At 67.3% G+C, this 16,245-nt stretch carries 17 protein-coding genes; 9 read left to right on the forward strand and 8 right to left on the reverse strand.

Annotated features, from left to right (window positions below; genetic code table 11):
- Positions 1-25: 25 nt before the first annotated feature.
- Positions 26-1,561, reverse strand: coding sequence for a sigma 54-interacting transcriptional regulator (locus tag ABD134_RS14125; protein WP_344230482.1), 1,536 nt, complete (start codon positions 1,559-1,561; stop codon positions 26-28).
- Between the two features lie 85 nt (positions 1,562-1,646).
- On the opposite strand from ABD134_RS14125, the gene ABD134_RS14130 reads away from it, so the two are divergent.
- The gene (locus ABD134_RS14130; protein WP_344230484.1) at positions 1,647-2,309 is read left to right on the forward strand and encodes a histidine phosphatase family protein; all 663 of its coding nucleotides are present in this window, start codon (positions 1,647-1,649) and stop codon (positions 2,307-2,309) included.
- A 25-nt stretch (positions 2,310-2,334) separates the two neighbouring features.
- The gene (locus tag ABD134_RS14135; protein WP_344230486.1) at positions 2,335-3,102 is read left to right on the forward strand and encodes an SCO1664 family protein; all 768 of its coding nucleotides are present in this window, start codon (positions 2,335-2,337) and stop codon (positions 3,100-3,102) included.
- 27 nt (positions 3,103-3,129) lie between these two features.
- On the opposite strand, the gene ABD134_RS14140 is transcribed toward ABD134_RS14135, so the two are convergent.
- Complete coding sequence (locus ABD134_RS14140; protein ID WP_344230488.1) at positions 3,130-3,993, reverse strand: SurA N-terminal domain-containing protein; 864 nt, start codon at positions 3,991-3,993, stop codon at positions 3,130-3,132.
- A gap of 199 nt (positions 3,994-4,192) precedes the next feature.
- On the opposite strand from ABD134_RS14140, the gene ABD134_RS14145 reads away from it, so the two are divergent.
- Positions 4,193-4,603 (forward strand): ArsR/SmtB family transcription factor, encoded by a 411-nt coding sequence (locus tag ABD134_RS14145; RefSeq protein ID WP_344230490.1) that lies wholly within the window; start codon positions 4,193-4,195, stop codon positions 4,601-4,603.
- A 38-nt stretch (positions 4,604-4,641) separates the two neighbouring features.
- Positions 4,642-5,580: an SRPBCC family protein gene (locus ABD134_RS14150; RefSeq protein ID WP_344230492.1), complete on the forward strand. Its 939-nt coding sequence runs from the start codon at positions 4,642-4,644 to the stop codon at positions 5,578-5,580.
- Here ABD134_RS14150 and ABD134_RS14155 read toward each other — a convergent pair.
- Positions 5,544-7,457 (reverse strand): BCCT family transporter, encoded by a 1,914-nt coding sequence (locus ABD134_RS14155; protein WP_344230494.1) that lies wholly within the window; start codon positions 7,455-7,457, stop codon positions 5,544-5,546. The genes ABD134_RS14150 and ABD134_RS14155 overlap by 37 nt on opposite strands.
- A 67-nt stretch (positions 7,458-7,524) precedes the next feature.
- Here ABD134_RS14155 and ABD134_RS14160 point away from each other — a divergent pair, with 67 nt between their 5' ends.
- Complete coding sequence (locus ABD134_RS14160; protein ID WP_344230496.1) at positions 7,525-8,337, forward strand: alpha/beta fold hydrolase; 813 nt, start codon at positions 7,525-7,527, stop codon at positions 8,335-8,337.
- Positions 8,338-8,340: 3 nt separating this feature from the next.
- On the opposite strand, the gene ABD134_RS14165 is transcribed toward ABD134_RS14160, so the two are convergent.
- The 3 genes from ABD134_RS14165 to ABD134_RS14175 all read right to left on the reverse strand — a co-directional run bounded on the left by ABD134_RS14165 (position 8,341) and on the right by ABD134_RS14175 (position 10,234).
- A complete protein-coding gene (locus ABD134_RS14165; RefSeq protein WP_344230927.1) occupies positions 8,341-8,871 on the reverse strand; it encodes a phosphotransferase in 531 nt (176 codons plus the stop codon).
- Positions 8,796-9,284 (reverse strand): protein kinase family protein, encoded by a 489-nt coding sequence (locus ABD134_RS14170; RefSeq protein WP_344230949.1) that lies wholly within the window; start codon positions 9,282-9,284, stop codon positions 8,796-8,798. The genes ABD134_RS14165 and ABD134_RS14170 overlap by 76 nt, the downstream gene beginning before the upstream one ends.
- Before the next feature lie 101 nt (positions 9,285-9,385).
- Positions 9,386-10,234 (reverse strand): patatin-like phospholipase family protein, encoded by an 849-nt coding sequence (locus ABD134_RS14175; protein WP_344230498.1) that lies wholly within the window; start codon positions 10,232-10,234, stop codon positions 9,386-9,388.
- Between the two features lie 223 nt (positions 10,235-10,457).
- Between ABD134_RS14175 and ABD134_RS14180 the strand changes: the two genes are divergently transcribed.
- A complete protein-coding gene (locus ABD134_RS14180; protein WP_344230500.1) occupies positions 10,458-10,907 on the forward strand; it encodes a VOC family protein in 450 nt (149 codons plus the stop codon).
- On the opposite strand, the gene ABD134_RS14185 is transcribed toward ABD134_RS14180, so the two are convergent.
- On the reverse strand, positions 10,904-11,983 hold the full coding sequence (locus ABD134_RS14185; protein ID WP_344230502.1) for a DUF808 domain-containing protein: 1,080 nt from the start codon (positions 11,981-11,983) through the stop codon (positions 10,904-10,906). The two genes, ABD134_RS14180 and ABD134_RS14185, sit on opposite strands and share 4 nt — an antisense overlap.
- 857 nt (positions 11,984-12,840) lie before the next feature.
- Here ABD134_RS14185 and ABD134_RS14190 point away from each other — a divergent pair.
- Positions 12,841-13,416 (forward strand): PACE efflux transporter, encoded by a 576-nt coding sequence (locus ABD134_RS14190; protein ID WP_344230504.1) that lies wholly within the window; start codon positions 12,841-12,843, stop codon positions 13,414-13,416.
- A gap of 30 nt (positions 13,417-13,446) precedes the next feature.
- Here the strand turns inward: ABD134_RS14190 and ABD134_RS14195 are convergent, their stop codons facing one another.
- Positions 13,447-14,286: a patatin-like phospholipase family protein gene (locus ABD134_RS14195; RefSeq protein WP_378108296.1), complete on the reverse strand. Its 840-nt coding sequence runs from the start codon at positions 14,284-14,286 to the stop codon at positions 13,447-13,449.
- An 85-nt stretch (positions 14,287-14,371) separates the two neighbouring features.
- Between ABD134_RS14195 and tpx the strand changes: the two genes are divergently transcribed.
- A complete protein-coding gene (tpx, locus tag ABD134_RS14200) occupies positions 14,372-14,872 on the forward strand; it encodes a thiol peroxidase (RefSeq protein WP_344230508.1) in 501 nt (166 codons plus the stop codon).
- Positions 14,873-14,920: 48 nt separating this feature from the next.
- On the forward strand, positions 14,921-16,228 hold the full coding sequence (locus ABD134_RS14205) for a S1C family serine protease (protein ID WP_344230510.1): 1,308 nt from the start codon (positions 14,921-14,923) through the stop codon (positions 16,226-16,228).
- Positions 16,229-16,245: the final 17 nt, after the last annotated feature.

Here is a 16,245-nt window from a genome sequence, read left to right on the forward strand (position 1 = left end):
TGCGGTGGGGTGGCCAGCGGCACCTCTAGCCGTAGACGGTCTGGCCGTCGTCGGACTCCTTGGAGAGCTCACGGGCGAGGTACAGGCCCTCGAGGGCCAGCTCGATGGCGCCAGCCCGATGCCCGAGGGCTCGCCCAGTCGCGTCCGGTCCCTGCTCTTCGTCGGGGTCTCCGGCCGTGAGGTCTCCTCCGGAGTCCGTCTGCGGGGTGGAATCTCGGGTGGCCGTGGCGCTCAGCCGTTGGGCGATCTCGTCGTACAAGGTCGGGTCCTCGAGTTCGGGCAGATCAGCCAGGAACTCGGCCGCTGTCACGCGTTCGCCGGTGGTGGTGCGGTGCCCATCGAAGGCGTCGACCAGCGGTGCGAAGTCGAGGCCGGCAAAATGTTCGCGTACGGTCTGGGCGGTCGCGGTCCGCAACAGGTGCTCGAGGATCTCGTCCTCCCGGCCCTCCTCACCCGCCTCGAATTCGATTTTGCCACCGAGCACCTCCGCAGCGGATTCAAGGTCCACGAGGCGTGCCACCGGTTCGTCGCCTCGGACGGTCGCCCGATGGCGGGCTGCAGCGGCGACGGTCTCGGCACCGGCAATGGCAAAGCGGGCCGAGACTCCCGAGGACTGATTGACAGCGCTCGAGGAACGCAGGGCCCGGGTGAATCTGGCCAAGATCTCCAGGACGACGTCCGGGACCTCCGCGGTCAGTCGTGCCTCCTGCCGGATCACCGCGATCTCGTGGGCCAGCTCAAGGGGGTAGTGGGTGCGGATCTCTGCTCCGAAGCGGTCCTTGAGCGGAGTGATGATGCGGCCACGGTTGGTGTAGTCCTCTGGGTTGGCGGAGGCGACCACCAGTACATCCAGGGGCAGACGCAGCACATAACCCCGGATCTGGATGTCCCGTTCCTCCATGACGTTCAAGAGGGCCACCTGAATCCGCTCGGCCAGGTCTGGCAACTCGTTGAGGGCGACGATCCCACGATTGGACCGGGGGACCAACCCATAGTGGATCGTCTCCGGGTCGCCCAGGCGGCGGCCTTCCGCCACTCGCATCGGGTCCACGTCGCCGATCAGATCAGCCACGGAGGTGTCCGGCGTAGAGAGTTTCTCCACATACCGCTCGGAACGGTGCCGCCACGCCACGGGCAAGCGGCCGCCGTCGCGCGCGGCCCGGGCCCGGCTCTCAGAGGTGATGGGCTCATAGGGGTGCTCGTTGAGTTCTGACCCGGAGATCACCGGCGACCATTCGTCGAGCAGTCCGCTCAGGGTCCGCAGCAGCCGGGTCTTGCCCTGGCCTCGTTCACCCAGCAGGACGACGTCGTGCCCAGCGATCAGGGCCCTCTCCAGCTGGGGAATGACTGTGCGGTCGAAGCCGTGCAGTCCAGGCCACGGGTTTCGACCGGCGGCCAGAGCTGCCAAGAGGTTGGCGCGGATCTCCTCCCGCAAGGACCGCAGTTCGTGGCCGGTGGCGCGTAGTTCGGCGAGGGTGCCGATGGATGGCGGGGCCGTATCAGGAGAGGACGCCGATGGCGAAAAGGTCGTGGGCGGCGAGGGAACAGGAACAGTGGCCATGATGCTCACGCTATCGGCGGCAGCCCAGCGCGTACAGAGACCCAGATCGTGACTGCTCCGGGGCCGCCCACCTAGGCTTGCCGTGATGCCACGAGACGATAAGCCGTCACCCCCACCAGAGGCTCCGACCACCCTGATCCTGCTGGTTCGGCACGGTCAGACGCCGACCACTGGGACGGTGCTGCCAGGCCGCGCGCCCGGCCTGCATCTCTCAGAGGCCGGAGCAAAGCAGGCGGACCGGGTCGCCGAGCGGCTCGCGGTGCTGCCGCTTGACGCCATCTACGCCTCACCCCTTGAACGAACCCTCGAAACGGCGCGCCCGGCGTCGGCTCGGACCGGGGTGCGCGTTCTGGAGGACGACGGGTTGTTGGAGGGGGACTTCGGCGACTGGACCGGAGCCCTGCTCGCGGATCTGTACCACCAGCCCGAATGGAAGACTGTGCAGCAACGTCCCTCGGCGTTCAGGTTCCCCCAGGGGGAGAGCTTCGTGGAGATCAGGGACCGGATGACGGCCACCCTGGAACGTCTGCGGCGCGCCCATGACGGTGGGACGGTCGTCTGTTTCTCCCACGCGGACCCCATCAGAGTGGCCGTTTCCGATGCCATGGGCACGCCGCTGGATCGGTTCCAGCGGTTGAGTATCGGCCCCTGCTCAGTCTCCGCGCTGTCTTACCAAGACGGACGAGATCCTGTGGTGCTCACCGTGAACTCAACGCAGGACACCCTGGCTCAGCTCAGGGCGTCGTAGGCGTCCCGGGAGGGAGGTGGAAGTCATGGATGAGATCGGCGGACGGGATGGAAAGCGTGACGCACGATGCACTGAACGAGACATCGATCTGCTCGAACGGGGCTCGCTCCGGCTCCTCGGCCGATTGGCCCACAGCAGCAACGAGACATTTCTCGTCGAGGTGATCACGGACGCCGACGAGTCTGGTTCGTCACCCGCAACGCGGTGTTGGGCGATCTACAAGCCGGAGTGGGGCGAGAGGCCCCTGAGGGACTTTCCGCCGGGGCTGTACCACCGTGAGCGTGCCGCCTTCCTGCTCAGCGAGTCGCTGGGATGGGGTGTGGTCCCGCCGACCGTCATCCGGGAGGAAGGTCCCTACGGCGTCGGTTCATTGCAGCTGTTCATCGACCATGACCCAGCCGAGCACTACTTCACATTGGCCGACGGCGATCCGGCCCATCTCGACGAGCTGCGGCGCCTGGCCGTCTTCGATCTCGTGGCCAACAACACTGACCGGAAGGCCGGACATGTCCTGCACGGCACTGACGGTCGTCTGTGGGGAATCGACCACGGGCTCTGCTTTGCCGCACCGTTCAAGTTGCGCACGGTGATCTGGGATTTCGCCGGTGAACGGATCGACGCCGGCCTCTTGGCCGACGTCGCCCCGCTCGCCACGGAGGTGCCTGCGGCACTGGCTGAACACCTCATGAGGTTCGAAGCAGCGGCACTCCAGCAACGGGTGGAGCACCTGCTTCAGGAGCAGGTGCTCCCGGTGGACCCCACCGGCATGAGGTTCCCGTGGCCGTTGGTCTGAACCGGGCCCCGTGGCGGGTGGAGCGGACTAGAGCTTCACCTCGACGTCGGCTCCCTCGCGGAGTTCCTCCATCTTCTGGGTCAGGGCCTCGTTCTCCTTCTGGGACTTGACCTGCTCTTGCAGCTGAGGCTTGAGCTCCTCGAAGGACGGGGTCTCAGGCTGGTTGCTTTCGCCGCCTTCGGCCGGGGCGCTCGCGCCTCCCTGGGCCTCGGATTGGGCTGCGATCGAGGAGTCGTAGAGCTCCTTGAGTTCTTCGTCAGTGGCTTCCGGGATGTCCATCTCCGCGATGGACTTGTCCAGCATCAGCTGCTTCTGGGCGTCAGCGCGGACCTGGTCCTCGGGATAGCCCTGCTCCTCGAAGGTGGCCATCAGCTCGTCCACAGAGGCCACACCGCTGGACTTCGCGGTCTCCTCCAGGAAGGCGTTGACGTCCTCCTCGTTGGCCGAGTGGCCCTGCTCCGCTGCGTCCTGAACCAACAACTCCGTGCCCACCAGGGACTCGGCCAGCTGCTTCTTCATCTCGTCCTGGTTCATCTCCTGGCCGGACATCTGCGACTGCATGGCCATCTGCTGGAACTGTGCCTGATAGGCCGCGGTGAATTCCTCCCCGGTGATCTCCTCGCCGTTGACCGTGGCCACGACGTCCGGGACATTCTCGACGTCCGGTTCCGGCATGGACGGCTGGGCGTCCTCGGGAGCCGCCTGGGCACCTTCTGAGGCAGGCTGGGAGGTCCCGGCGCTGGCGCCCTGGCTGCCGTCAGCCTCGGCGGAGCCCCCGGCGTCGCCGCCGCCACACGCGGCGAGACCGAACAGGGAACCGACCAGGGCGACGCTGGTCAGGAGCTTCTTGCTCGTGCTGAATCGTGCACTGGATCGCGTGGTGAGTGGCACAGCGAATACCGTCCTTTCGATGATGGCTTGGGCAACGTAGCAAGCGAGCCTGGGTAACGCGGTCAGGCAGTGACCAGTGAATGTTCAGGTGGGCTGGCCGCAGGACTGACTGCAGGATAGTGAGATGCTCGCCCCGCGCCGCGTTCAGCGATGCAGAAGTCCTTGACGGGGCCATCTGAACTCACTAATGTACAACCACATGGTTGTACATAGCGCAGCCGACGTCACGTCTGGCACGGAGGTTTCCTGGCGGCACCTGGATGAGGACGAGGTGGACCGAATCTTCCAAGCCCTCGCTGACTCCACCCGCAGGGACATCATGAGCCGGACCCTCACGGAGCCGCTGTCCGTCTCCGTGCTGGCCGACGAGTACGAGATGTCGTTCGCGGCCGTCCAGAAGCACGTTTCCGTCCTCGAATCGGCGGGTCTCGTGAAGAAGAACAAGAAGGGCCGCGAGCGGCTCGTCAGCGGGGATCCGGACACCGTCCGGAAGGTCCAACAGCTGCTGGACCGCTATGAACAGCTGTGGCGCCAACGGATCGGACGCCTCGACGCCCTGCTGTCGGACGAGCCAGGCCCTGAGCCCGAAAGCCCCATCGGAAAGGCATGACCATGCCCGTCACCAACGTTTCCAAAGACCCTCAGGCCATGACGATGACCATCGTGGCTGACTTTCCCGTCCCCGTGCGCCGGCTCTGGGACGCCTACGCCGATCCTCGTCAGCTCGAGAAGTTCTGGGGACCCGTGGACTGGCCGGCCACCTTCACCCGGCACGACATGTATCCGGGCGGCGAATCGCAGTACTACATGACCGGTCCGGACGGCGAGAGCTCAGCTGCCTGGTTCGAGTTCGTCGCCGTCACCGAGGGGCGATCCTTCGAGGTCCTGGACGGCTTCAGCAAGGAAGACGGAAGCAGGGACCTCGGATCACCCGTCATGCGCATGGTGTTCGCCTTCGAGGAGACCTCGGAGGGCTCTCGATTGGTGCACACCACCCACTTCAACTCCGCAGCCGACCTGGAGCAGATCCTCGAGATGGGCATGGAGGAGGGCACGCTCTCGGCCATGAGCCAGATCGATGCCGTGGTGGCGGATCTTCAGTCCTTCGCTGCCGGACAAGCCGTGAAGACGCAGCTCATCGGGGATCATCAGGCCCGGCTGAGCCGGGTCATCCGCGGCACCCTCGGCGAGGTGTGGAAGGCCCACCATGACCCCGAGTTGCTCCGCAGGTGGCAACTCGGGCCGGAGGGCTGGACCATGCCGGTGTGCGAGGTCGGCACAGCGGTGGGGGAGACCTATCGCTACGAATGGGAGCGCGAGGGCGGGGAGGACCGTTTCGGATTCACGGGCACGGTCCTCGAGATCGAGGCACCGCACCGGTCGGTCACCACCGAGGCCATGATCGGCCAGGAGGAGGCCGCCACGACCAATGAGCTGACGCTCACACCGGTCGACGGCGGCACCCTCCTGTCCCTCCTCGTCACCTATCCGGATGAGGCGCTACGGGACACCATCCTCGCCACCGGCATGGCCGATGGGATGGAGACCAGCTATGCGCGGCTGGAATCGGAGGTGCTGTCCGGCTGAGACGTGTTGTCCGGCTGAGAGTTGTCGTCCTGGCTGGGTTCTCCTGCCGTGCCGGCCGCCTGGCGGACGCGCCGCCCGGTGTGCGGCCCGACGCGTTGGTGGATCTCCCGTTGCCGTTCGCGGCTGAGGGAGGACCACCACGTGTTGGCCGAGACGGGCCCGGAATCGACGGCGTCGTCGTCGCTCTCCAAGCCGAAGCGGTCTGAGATGTCTGCCAGGAACGCCATCCGGCGAATGGCCTCGGTCCGCTGGACGTTGACGTGGAGCGCCTTGAAGACGGCGATGCACATCAGGACCATGAGGATCGTGAACGGCAGGCCGATGGTGATGGCCAGTGTCTGGATGGCGGAGAGTCCGCCGGCCAGCAGCAGGGCTGCGGCCATCACGGCAGTGGCCACGGCGAACATCACCCGGATGCGGTTCGGGGGCTCGGGGTTGCCGCCGGTGGCGATCATGGCCATCACGAGTGATCCGGAGTCGGAGGACGTGACGAAGAAGATCGCCGAGAGCAGGATCGCTCCGACCACCAGGACGGCGCCTCCCGGCAGCTGTTCCAGGACCTGGAAGAGTGCCGAATTCACATCCACGGAGCCATCGGAGCCGACCACCGAGGTGTACCACTCCGGCCTGGTGTTTTCGTAGAAGATGGCCGTGCCGCCCAGGACGCCGAACCAGACCACGGAGATCAGGGTGGGCACCAGGATGACACCCAGCAGATACTCACGAACCGTGCGGCCGCGGGAGATTCGCGCGATGAAGACACCGACGAACGGCGTCCAGGACATCCACCAGGCCCAGTAGAACGTGGACCAGCTGGCCTGCCAGGCATCGCCCTCGGCCCCGTAGAAGGCGGAGGAGTTGAGGGAGTTGCCGATGAAGTTCTGCAGGTAGTGGCCGAAGGTCTGGACCATCTCCTTGGCCAGGTATTGGGTCGGCCCGACGATGAGGAGGAACAGCATCAGGCCGGCGGCGATGACCATGTTGGTGTTGGACAGCCACTTCATCCCGCGGTTGACGCCGGACACCACGGACCAGATGACGAAGCCGGTGACGACGGCGATCATGGCGTACTCGACCCAGAGGTCACCTTCGCCGACAAGGCCCATGGACCGCAGGCCCGCCGCCATCTGGGTGACGCCCAGTCCGAGCGAGGTGGCAACGCCGAACACGGTGCCGATCAGGGCGAAGCTGTCGATGGCATGGCCCCACCCGCCCCGGGTCGCCTTCTCCCCGATGAGGGGCTCGACCGCCCAGCGCATGGACAGAGGCCGTCCGCGCCGGTGGATGGCGTGCGCGATGGCGAGCCCGACGACGGCGTAGATGGCCCAGGGCTGCAGGCCCCAATGCAGGTAGGTCAGCGCGAGGGCGTCCTCGGCCGCGGCGCCCGTGGAGGGGTCCGTGGCCTCCAAGCCCGGCCGGGGCGTGGCGAAGTGGATGAGGGGCTCGGTCATGCCGTAGAAGACCAGGCCGATGCCCATGCCGGCCGCGAAGAGCAGAGCCAGCCAGGACATGGTCGAGAACTCGGGTTCGTGCTCGGGCCGGCCGAGTTTGATGTTGCCCTTGCGGGAGAACCCGAGGTAGATGCAGAACACCACGAATCCGAAGGCCAGGATGAGGTACCACCAGCTGAAGGTGCTGATGACGGTCTGCTGGACGGCAGAGATCCCGGATTCCATGGCCTCGGGGAAGGCGATCGTCACACCGACGAACAGCACGATGATGATCAGCGTGGGCCACAGAACCCACGGGATGAGCCGGGTGCTGTACCGAATATCGGTGTCGGCGTTGCTGTCGCTCGGCCGTTTCTCGGTGGTGGTCTCGATGGTGCTCTCGCTCGTGACCGGCGGATTTCCGCCGGTGGATTCCAGGGATGACATGGTCTCCACCATAAACCGACCGGTAATGTGGAGCCTATTGAAGGGTCCACGGGGCTAGGCTCGGACCGTGTCTGACCATCCTGCAAGCACCCTGCACACCACCCGCATCGGCGAGGCCGAGGCTGCCGGAGACAGCATCGTCTTCCTGCACGGACTGTTCGGCCGCGGCAAGAACTTCTCCCGGATCGCCAAAGTCCTGGCACCGGAGTACCTCAGCCTGCTGGTGGACCTGCCCAACCACGGCGAGTCCGAGTGGACCGACGTGGTCGATTACCGGCAGATGGCCGATTCAGTGGCCGAAACGCTGAGGGCCGGCGTCGCCGCAGACGGGCCCGTGGCCGTCGTCGGGCATTCGTTGGGCGGCAAGGTGGCCATGGTGCTGGCACTGCGGCACCCGGACCTGGTCTCCCGGCTCATCGTGGTGGACATCGCACCCACGCAGGCCGGGGGTGCGGAGGGCGAGTTCTCACACCTGCTGGACAGCCTGGCCGCCGTGGACCTGAGCGCCATCGAACGCCGGTCCGACGCCGACGAGGCGCTGAAGGATCCCATCCCCTGGGACACCACCCGGCTGTTCCTGCTGCAGAACCTGCGCAGCGGGCCGGACGGCTACACGTGGGAGCCGAACCTGGAGCTGCTGCGGACCAGCCTGGACGCCATCGGCGGGTTCCCGGACACCGGCGGGGCCACCTTTGAGGGCCCCGTGCTGTGGGTGGCCGGTGGCCGCTCGGACTATGTCCGCGATGAGTACACCGCCACCATGCGGGCCCTGTTCCCCAAGACCCACAAGGTCACGATCCGCGAGGCGGGTCACTGGGTACATTCCCAGGCGCCGGAGAAGTTCGTCGAGGTCCTTCGCGGCTTCCTGGAACACAGTTGAGGATCACGTTGAGCACTCGGCGGCGGCCTCCGGATTGAGCTGGGCCTGTGCCGCCTGCCGGTGCTCGGGCACTCCGGACTGCAGGGCGAACAATCCATAGGCCACCGGGCCGGCGGCCATGATCTCCGCCCCGTGATCGCCTATCCGGGGCCAGATGCGCCCACCGCGGCGGACATACTCATCCAGCGTGGCGGCGAATACCTCCGGGGAGACCGCGGAGTGGTGGATCGCGAAGTCCTTGGCGGGATCGCCCACGGACGCCGTCGTCCAATCCAGCACCGCGGTGATCTCCTCGTCCACCACGAGGGTGTGGGCCGGGTACACCTCTCCGTGGGTCAGGACCGAGAACGCCGGCCAGAAACTGTCTTCTGCCAGCCACGCGGACCAACGGTCCTGGAGGGCGGGAGACACCTCGAACTCGGCACCCACCCGCGCGATGTCCTGCGCCCACCGGGTCCTCACCTCATCCGGGTCGTGGACCTCGACGCCGGCCGCGGCGGCTTCGGCGGGATCGATCGCATGCAGTTCGGCCAGGAACGCCCCGAGGGATCGCGCATACCGCTCGGAGTGATGTCGAGGTGCCAGACGGGGGCGCCGTCGGGGTCCAAGGTGAGTCCGGGTTCTCCGGGCAGGGCCGGATAGGCGATGAGGTCGGTGGCCTGGACGCCCCATTGGGGAACGGCCACGGACAGTCGCGGTCCGACCAGGTCCAGGACCCGGGATTCGACCTCGGCTCGTCTCAGGGCATCCGGGCGGCGCGGGATTCGGAGGACCCAGCGTTCCCCGGCGGAGCCGTTCGGACTGGTGGCGCTGCAGGACGCCGTGGTGGCCAGGGCCACGCGGAAGTCGAGGCCCATCTCATTGATGGACAGCGTGGACGGGTCGAGGTCGAGGCCATGGGTAGCCGCCAGGTCCACCAGTGGTGTGGTCAGGTCAGGACTGCGCATCCCTCCACCGTGGCATCCCCGGCCCGTACTGTCACGGCCCGAGGAGAGTGGGGGCGGAGGTGGAAAGGAAGCGAGGTGAGAGGGAGAGGAATACGAGACGTCTATGCCGGGTGCATGCCGGCGATCCGGTCGAGTTCCACGGACGTCGCCTGGTAGGCCAGTTCTGCTCGTTCCGCGGTGTGCTCAAGGGACATCAGCGCCTTGAGCCCGCGGACCTTGGGCCTGCCACCGGTGGGCAGCACGTAGACGGTGACACCCTCGGGGACGTGCTCCAGGGCGTGGGTGAAGCTGTGCCGGCGGGTGATGTCCACGTAGACGTTCAGCGTCTGCACCATGGTGGTGGGGACCGTCATCTGCTTGTCGAGCTGGCCGGCCTGGAGCACGTAGATCGTCGTGGCCCCGCGGCGGATGGCCTGGCCCAGGGGCACCGAGGCGACCAGGCCGCCGTCGAAGTAGTGCTCGTGATCGATCACAGCGGGCGGCAGCAGGCCCGGCACCGTGGCCGAGGCGACGACGGCCGGCACCAGCGGCCCCGTGTCGAAGGAGCGCTCCGCCGCTCGCTCGATCGAGGTGGCCACCGTGACGAAGGGCAGGTCGAGGTCCTCGATCTGGGTGTGGGGCGGGAAGTGCATGGAGATCAGGTCGACGAGGGGCTTGGCGGACAGCGTGTAGGTGCGGCCTCGGATCACCCGGCCGGCCTGGCGGCTCCACGACTGGCCGAAGACGGCCCGGGCCTCGTCTGTCTGCCACATCTGAAGCATCTCGTGGGCCACGTCCGGGTGCGGGTCGCGGGCCACAACGGCGCCGTTGATGGCCCCGACGGAGGTGCCGACGATCAGGTCCGGGGTGATGCCACGCTCGAACAGTGCTCTCAGCTGCCCCACATGCACGGCCCCACGGACGCCGCCGCCCGCGAAGACGAATGCGGTTCCCGAGGATGTCGCTCTCACACCTCGACTGTATTCCTGCCGTCTGGAGGGTCCAAGGGCTCGGTCCCATGCCCTGCTTCTCGTTGAACTGTCCGGACGGATGCGCAGGATCGGAGGTGCGGCCCTCTCCCCGAGGGAACATGCTGGTGTCACAGCCTGACCAACCAGTCACAACCTGAACCACCTCGAGTGGGGCGCGACACCGCCCCGAGAACGACACGGCCCTGAGAACTAGGAGCACCCCATGAGCACCTCCCTTGCGACGTATATCTCCCTGCCCGGGCAGACCGCCGAGGCGTTCGAGCACTGGCATGAGGTGTTCGGCGGCACGCTGGATCTGTTGCGCTATGGCGATATGCCCATGGAAGGCATGCCCTTCGAACCAGACCCGAAGGCGGTGGCCCATGTGACCCTGTCGCTGCCGGGCGGCGAGCTCGCGGGCGGTGATGTCATGGACAGCAAGGACTACCCGATCAAGGACACCGCGTACTCACTGCTCTACACCGTGGAGAGCCCGGAAGCCGCCCGGGACCTGATCGGGAAGTTGATCTCCGGCGGCGGTTCCGAGAACATGCCGTTCGAGAAGGCCCCCTGGGGCGACTGGTACGGCCAGGCCTTCGACCGCTTCGGCGTGATGTGGGCCTTCTCCGTCGAGTCCGGAGAGTCCGTGGAGACCGGCGAAGCGGCCCCCTAGGCCGGCGGCTCGGACTCCGGGTCTTGACCTGGACCCGGATCCGGGCCTTGCGCCGCGGGACGGCCGCCCGGACGGTGACCGGCCACAGCGGCCCGGAGGGACCCCTCCTCGTGGCCGGCGCCCTCCACAGCGTCCGACGCCTTGCCGATCGGCAGTAACCGGAGCAGGGGATGCAAGACGACCATGACGGCCAGGCCCCAGATCAACCCGATCATGGCGGAGCACAGCGTGTTCACCAGCCAGCCGAGGAACCCGCCTACGGCGGACAGCGCGGCAGCGGGCGCCTCGAGCGAATGGACCAGGTCGTAGGGGGCATGCAGCCCCAGCTCGGCCGACTGCTGAAGCAGGATATGCCCGCCGACCCACAACATCGCGATGGTCCCGATGAACGTGATGGCGGCCAGGACCTTCGGCATGGCCTTGACCAGCATCTCACCGAACCGCCGGGTTCCGTTGCCGTCCTTCTGTGCGAGGTGCAGGCCGACGTCATCCATCTTGACGATCAGCGCGACGGCGCCGTAGACGAGCACGGTGATCGCAATCGCCACCACGATCAGTATGAGGGCTCGGAACCAGATGCTCTCGTCGGCCACCTCGTTCATGGAGATGACCATGATCTCGCAGGACAGGATGAAATCCGTGGTGATGGCTCCCTTGATCACCTTGTCCTCGGCCTCGGGGCCCTTCTCCGTGGCCGGGGTCTGCTTCTCGGCATGGTGGCCGCGGAGCTTGTGCCAGACCTTCTCAGCCCCCTCGTAGCAGAGGTAGGTGCCGCCCAGGATGAGGATCCATGGGATGAGCCAGGGGATGAACGCGCTGATCAGCAGGAGCGCGGGCAGGATGATCAGGATCTTGTTCCGCAGGGAGCCCCAGAAGATCCGCTTGATCATCGGCAGCTCCCGTGACGGGTCGGCCCCGGTCATGTACTGCGGCGTGACGGCCGCGTCGTCGATCACCACGCCCACGGCCTTGGTGCCGGCCCTCGCGGCCCCGGCGGCGATGTCGTCCACCGAGGCCGCCGCGATGCGGGCCAGAGCGGCGACGTCGTCCAGGAGGGCGACCAGGCCGCCGCTCACCGGTTGCCCCGTGACTGGCTGCCCCGTGACTGGCTGCCCCGTGATTGACCCGGCCGTGCGGATCGCACTGCGGAGGGGTCCTGTCGCGTGGGGCCCGCCCGGGGTGCCGGCGCTACCGGGGCGGGCGGGGTCTCGCGGTCATCTCGCGTGATCGGCATGCTCAGAGCATACGACGACGGCGGCGCGTCGGCCCATGGCGGGGTCGGCGGCTCTCCGGTCGACCCGTCCGGTCACCCGTCCGGTCACACGTCCCGCCGGATGAGTTCGTCCAGGGCGACGGGGGAGAGCAGGTACGGGGCGACCTCCAGCACGGTGAACGCTCCGCTCTTCCCCTCGGCCCGGAGTCGGGCGGCGGCCCGGCCGTAGGCGACCTGGGAGGCGGCGGTGAGGCGACCGGGAACACCGGGGTGTCCGTGTCCAGCTCAGAACGTCGGGAGAAAATTCCCACCAGGTCCATGTCCGGCTGGGTGCGGATCAGCTTCTCCACGCTCTTGCCGAGGTTGCCGTATCCGACGATGGCGGCCCGGATACTCAGGGGGGAGCTCGACATGGGTGGGAGCCCCTTTCTGTTCAGGTGGGTGCAGGTGTGCAGGTACGCGGTCCTCCTCATCGAAGGTGTTGAATCGTCGGTGCTGTCCCGGTCGGCCAGGGAATAGCCGCGTCGGACGAGGGGTTCAACCTTGGTAGAATCATCACACGGCGTCACGGGACCACCGGTCCCCATCGATCCGCATCCGGTCAGCCTCGGTTTCCCCTGGGCCTGCCGGTCGATCGGTCCGGGACGCCGAGCATCCGCTTCCATGGACGCGAAACCGGTCGAGGACTTCCCATGGACACATCTTGGAGGTTTCTTCGTCATGCCCAGCACTGCGCCCCACCCTGCCAGTGAGCCCTCACCCGACTCCACTGTCGACTCAGCCAGCGACTCCATCGTCGACCCCACGTCAGACGCCGCCCAACGTGAGGTGCCCTTGGCCCCCGGTGGCCGCCGGGCCCTGATCGGTCGCCGTGTCTTCCCGACGCCGGCCGTTCGCCGTGTGGTCTACGCCGTCATCTTCGAGGCGCTCGCCATCGGCTTCACCACGGTCATCCTCTCGCTGCTGGGCAACCCGGCCGGCGCCAGCGCCGCCGTCGGGGTGTTGTCCTCGGTGGTGGCCCTGATCTGGAACATGGTGTTCAACACGCTGTTCGAGCGCTGGGAGCGGCATTCGGGTCACACCGGCCGGCCTCTGCGGATCCGCCTGCTGCACACGCTGCTGTTCGAGCTCGGCCTGGTGATTGTCCTGGTGCCTGCCGTCGCGGTGCTGCTGCAGGTCAGCCTGTGGGAGGCCTTCCTCTACGAGGCGGCCCTGATCGTCTTCTTCCTCATCTACAACGCGGTGTACGCCTGGCTCTTCGACCGCGTATTCGGGCTGCCTGACTCCGCGCAGTAGCGGTCAGCCCGCATCGATCGGACGGCAGCTTCACACCGCCGGCAAGCCGAGGAACTCCCGGATGGCCGGCAGTTCCCGGCGAGCCTGCGCCAGCCCGGCCTCGTGCGCGGCGGCGAGCTTGACCACGTCCTTCTCGCCATTGGACACCGGCATGGTCACCGGCACGAAGAGGTAGGCGCGGCCCTCCCGCTCGAGCTCGAACAAGCGCTCCCGCGTCGCGTTGTACCGCTGCCACCGGGTGAGCAGGGCCTCGGCGATCGCCGGGTGCTTGCGGAAGTAGCGAAGGTAGAACCGGGGAAACCGTTCGGGGGCCTTGACGTAGCCGCGTTCCCGGGTGAGCACCGCTAGGAACCGTTCGTGGCCGGCGTCGACGGCAGCGGACAGGGGGATCCCGCCGTCCGGACCCAGGGCCCCGTCCACGTAGGTCCGACCGTTCAGCCGCACCGGCGGCATGAGAACCGGCATCGTGGAGGAGGCGCGGACCCGCACCATCAGGTCGGGGAGCTCCTGGATGTCCTCGCGGCCCCACCAGATGGCCTGACCGGACTCGGCGTCGAACGCACCCAGACGCAGCGTCGCAGGGTTGGCCAGGAAGGTCTCCCACGGGTAGGGGAGGGCCTGATCCGGCAGGCCGGTCTCCTCATAGATGTACTTGGCGTTGAACAGGCCGTCACCGCGCAGGAATGTCTTCCAGTTGCCGAACTTCGGGTCGGCGGCGAAGTCCACGAACGAATGCCGCGCCCGCCACGGATCCCTCGCCAGGTAGTTGGCTGTATTGGACGAGCCGGCCGAGATACCGGCCACGAAGTCCAGGTGGATACCCGATTCAAGGAGGGCGACCGCCACGGCGGACGTATAGGATGCCCGCATTCCGCCGCCCTCGAAGAGCAGTGCGGTATCGGTGACATTGCTGCGCAGTTCCACCTCGCCAGCCTAAACCGCTAGGTTGGAGCGCATGGCAATCACCGCATTCAAGTCCAGCCCCGTCAACACCGTCGGGGAGCTGCCCGCCGAGGGCGCCCCCGCCCCCGCCTTCACCCTCACCGGGTCCGACCTGGCTCCGATCACCCTGGAGTCCCTGGCCGGACGCACGATCGTGCTGAACATCTTCCCCTCCATGGACACCGGCGTCTGCGCCCAGTCCGTCCGCACGTTCAACAAGGCGGCCGCTGACCTGGAGAACACCACCGTGGTGGCCGTCTCCGCGGACCTGCCCTTCGCCGCCGGCCGCTTCTGCACCGCCGAGGGAATCGAGCACGTCACCACCGGCTCGGTGTTCCGGTCCACCTTCGGCGAGGACTACGGGGTCACCCTGGCCGACGGTCCCATGGTCGGCCTGCTGGCGCGCGCTGTCATCGTGATCGACCCGCAGGGGACGGTGACCTACACCGAGGTGGTCCCGGAGATCACCACCGAACCGGACTACGACTCCGCCCTGGCCGCCGTCCGCGGCTGATCTCGTTCCGCCCGGTCCACCACGTCCCGTTCTCATCACCGGAGTACCGTGAACGACCCTGAGAACACGGGGGATCCCGACCGCCCGCCGGTCGGGATCCCCCGCTTTCCGGACCGGCCGCCCGCGGTCGGCCCGATCTATGGCGTGCCCGAGCAGCGGTATCAGCCCCCGCCCCAACAGCCGCACGAGCCCGCCCACCCACAGCCACGCCCTCGACGCCGGAGCCCCGCCTACCGTCTGATCGTCGCCTCGGGATTCCTGGCCGCAACCATCCTGGCCGGTGGCGTGGGCCTGTTGGTTTTCGAGGAGATCCGGGACATCGTGGCGGCGCAGGATCACGGACCGGCGCTACCGGCCACCGGAGGCGTCCCCCTCGGCGAGGCCCTGCAGCACAGCCACGAGGGGATCCAGGTGGACTGGGCGGCCGGCCCGAACCTAGGTGACGCCGGCCTGGACCAGGGCTCCCGGGTCACGGATGCCCCGGGGGTGCTCATGGTGGACACCCAGTTGATGAGCGGTATGGGCACCGGGACAGGCGTCGTCCTCACCGGCGACGGACTGGCCATCACCAACTACCACGTCGTCGAGGACGCCTCCGATGTCACGGTGACCGTCGCTGACTCCGGCGAGGTCTACACGGCCATAGTGCTGGGACGCGATTCCCTGCATGATGTCGCCGTGCTGCAGATCGAGAACGCACCCTCCCTGGCAACGGCCTCCATCAACACCGAACTACCGGACCGGGGCGAACCCACGGCCGCCGTCGGCAACGGTGGTGGCCAGGGCTACCTCACTGCCGTGACGGGTGATTTGACGGGACTGGACGAGTCGATCGTGGCCTCCTCCGGTGCCCCCGACGACATGTCCCGGCTGTCGGGTCTCATCGAGACCAGCGCGGACGTGATTCCGGGCTACTCGGGCGGCCCCTTGGTGGATGGGGACGGCCAGGTCATCGGCATCACCACGGCGGCATCCCAGGGCGAGACCGCCGAGGAAGTGGACGGGTATGCGATTCCCGTGACCGTGGCCCTGGAGGTGGTGGAGCAGGTCCTCTCCGGTGAGGAGACAGACTCCGTCAGCATCGGGATGGACGGTGCCCTGGGCATCGTGGTGGGCACCGAACAGGAGCAGGCGGTCGTCATCGAGGTGACGCCGGGCTCCTCGGCCGAACAGCTCGGCCTCCGGGAACGGGACATCGTCCGCACCGTGGACGGCCAGCCCGTGACCTCGGCCGCCGAACTCTCGCAGATCGTCAACGACCACAACGTGGGGGATGTCATCACTGTCGAATGGACCACGGAGGCAGGCGAAGACCGGTCAGGTGAGGCCACCCTGCAGGAGGCTGTCGTCTACTGACCGGTGACCCGTGGTCG

The organism is Citricoccus alkalitolerans (genome assembly GCF_039528175.1).
GTDB classification, from domain to species: Bacteria; Actinomycetota; Actinomycetes; order Actinomycetales; family Micrococcaceae; genus Citricoccus; species Citricoccus alkalitolerans.

Excerpts from the sequence above, each read along its gene's own strand:
- ABD134_RS14170 (WP_344230949.1), bottom strand. The coding sequence starts at position 9,284 with ATGCGCAGTCCTGACCTGACCACACCACTGGTGGACCTGGCGGCTACC.
- ABD134_RS14130 (WP_344230484.1), top strand. The coding sequence starts at position 1,647 with ATGCCACGAGACGATAAGCCGTCACCCCCACCAGAGGCTCCGACCACC.
- ABD134_RS14180 (WP_344230500.1), top strand. The coding sequence starts at position 10,458 with ATGAGCACCTCCCTTGCGACGTATATCTCCCTGCCCGGGCAGACCGCC.
- ABD134_RS14135 (WP_344230486.1), top strand. The coding sequence starts at position 2,335 with ATGGATGAGATCGGCGGACGGGATGGAAAGCGTGACGCACGATGCACT.
- ABD134_RS14150 (WP_344230492.1), top strand. The coding sequence starts at position 4,642 with ATGACGATGACCATCGTGGCTGACTTTCCCGTCCCCGTGCGCCGGCTC.
- ABD134_RS14125 (WP_344230482.1), bottom strand. The coding sequence starts at position 1,561 with ATGGCCACTGTTCCTGTTCCCTCGCCGCCCACGACCTTTTCGCCATCG.
- ABD134_RS14190 (WP_344230504.1), top strand. The coding sequence starts at position 12,841 with ATGCCCAGCACTGCGCCCCACCCTGCCAGTGAGCCCTCACCCGACTCC.
- tpx (WP_344230508.1), top strand. The coding sequence starts at position 14,372 with ATGGCAATCACCGCATTCAAGTCCAGCCCCGTCAACACCGTCGGGGAG.
- ABD134_RS14145 (WP_344230490.1), top strand. The coding sequence starts at position 4,193 with ATGGTTGTACATAGCGCAGCCGACGTCACGTCTGGCACGGAGGTTTCC.
- ABD134_RS14155 (WP_344230494.1), bottom strand. The coding sequence starts at position 7,457 with ATGTCATCCCTGGAATCCACCGGCGGAAATCCGCCGGTCACGAGCGAG.
- ABD134_RS14195 (WP_378108296.1), bottom strand. The coding sequence starts at position 14,286 with ATGCGGGCATCCTATACGTCCGCCGTGGCGGTCGCCCTCCTTGAATCG.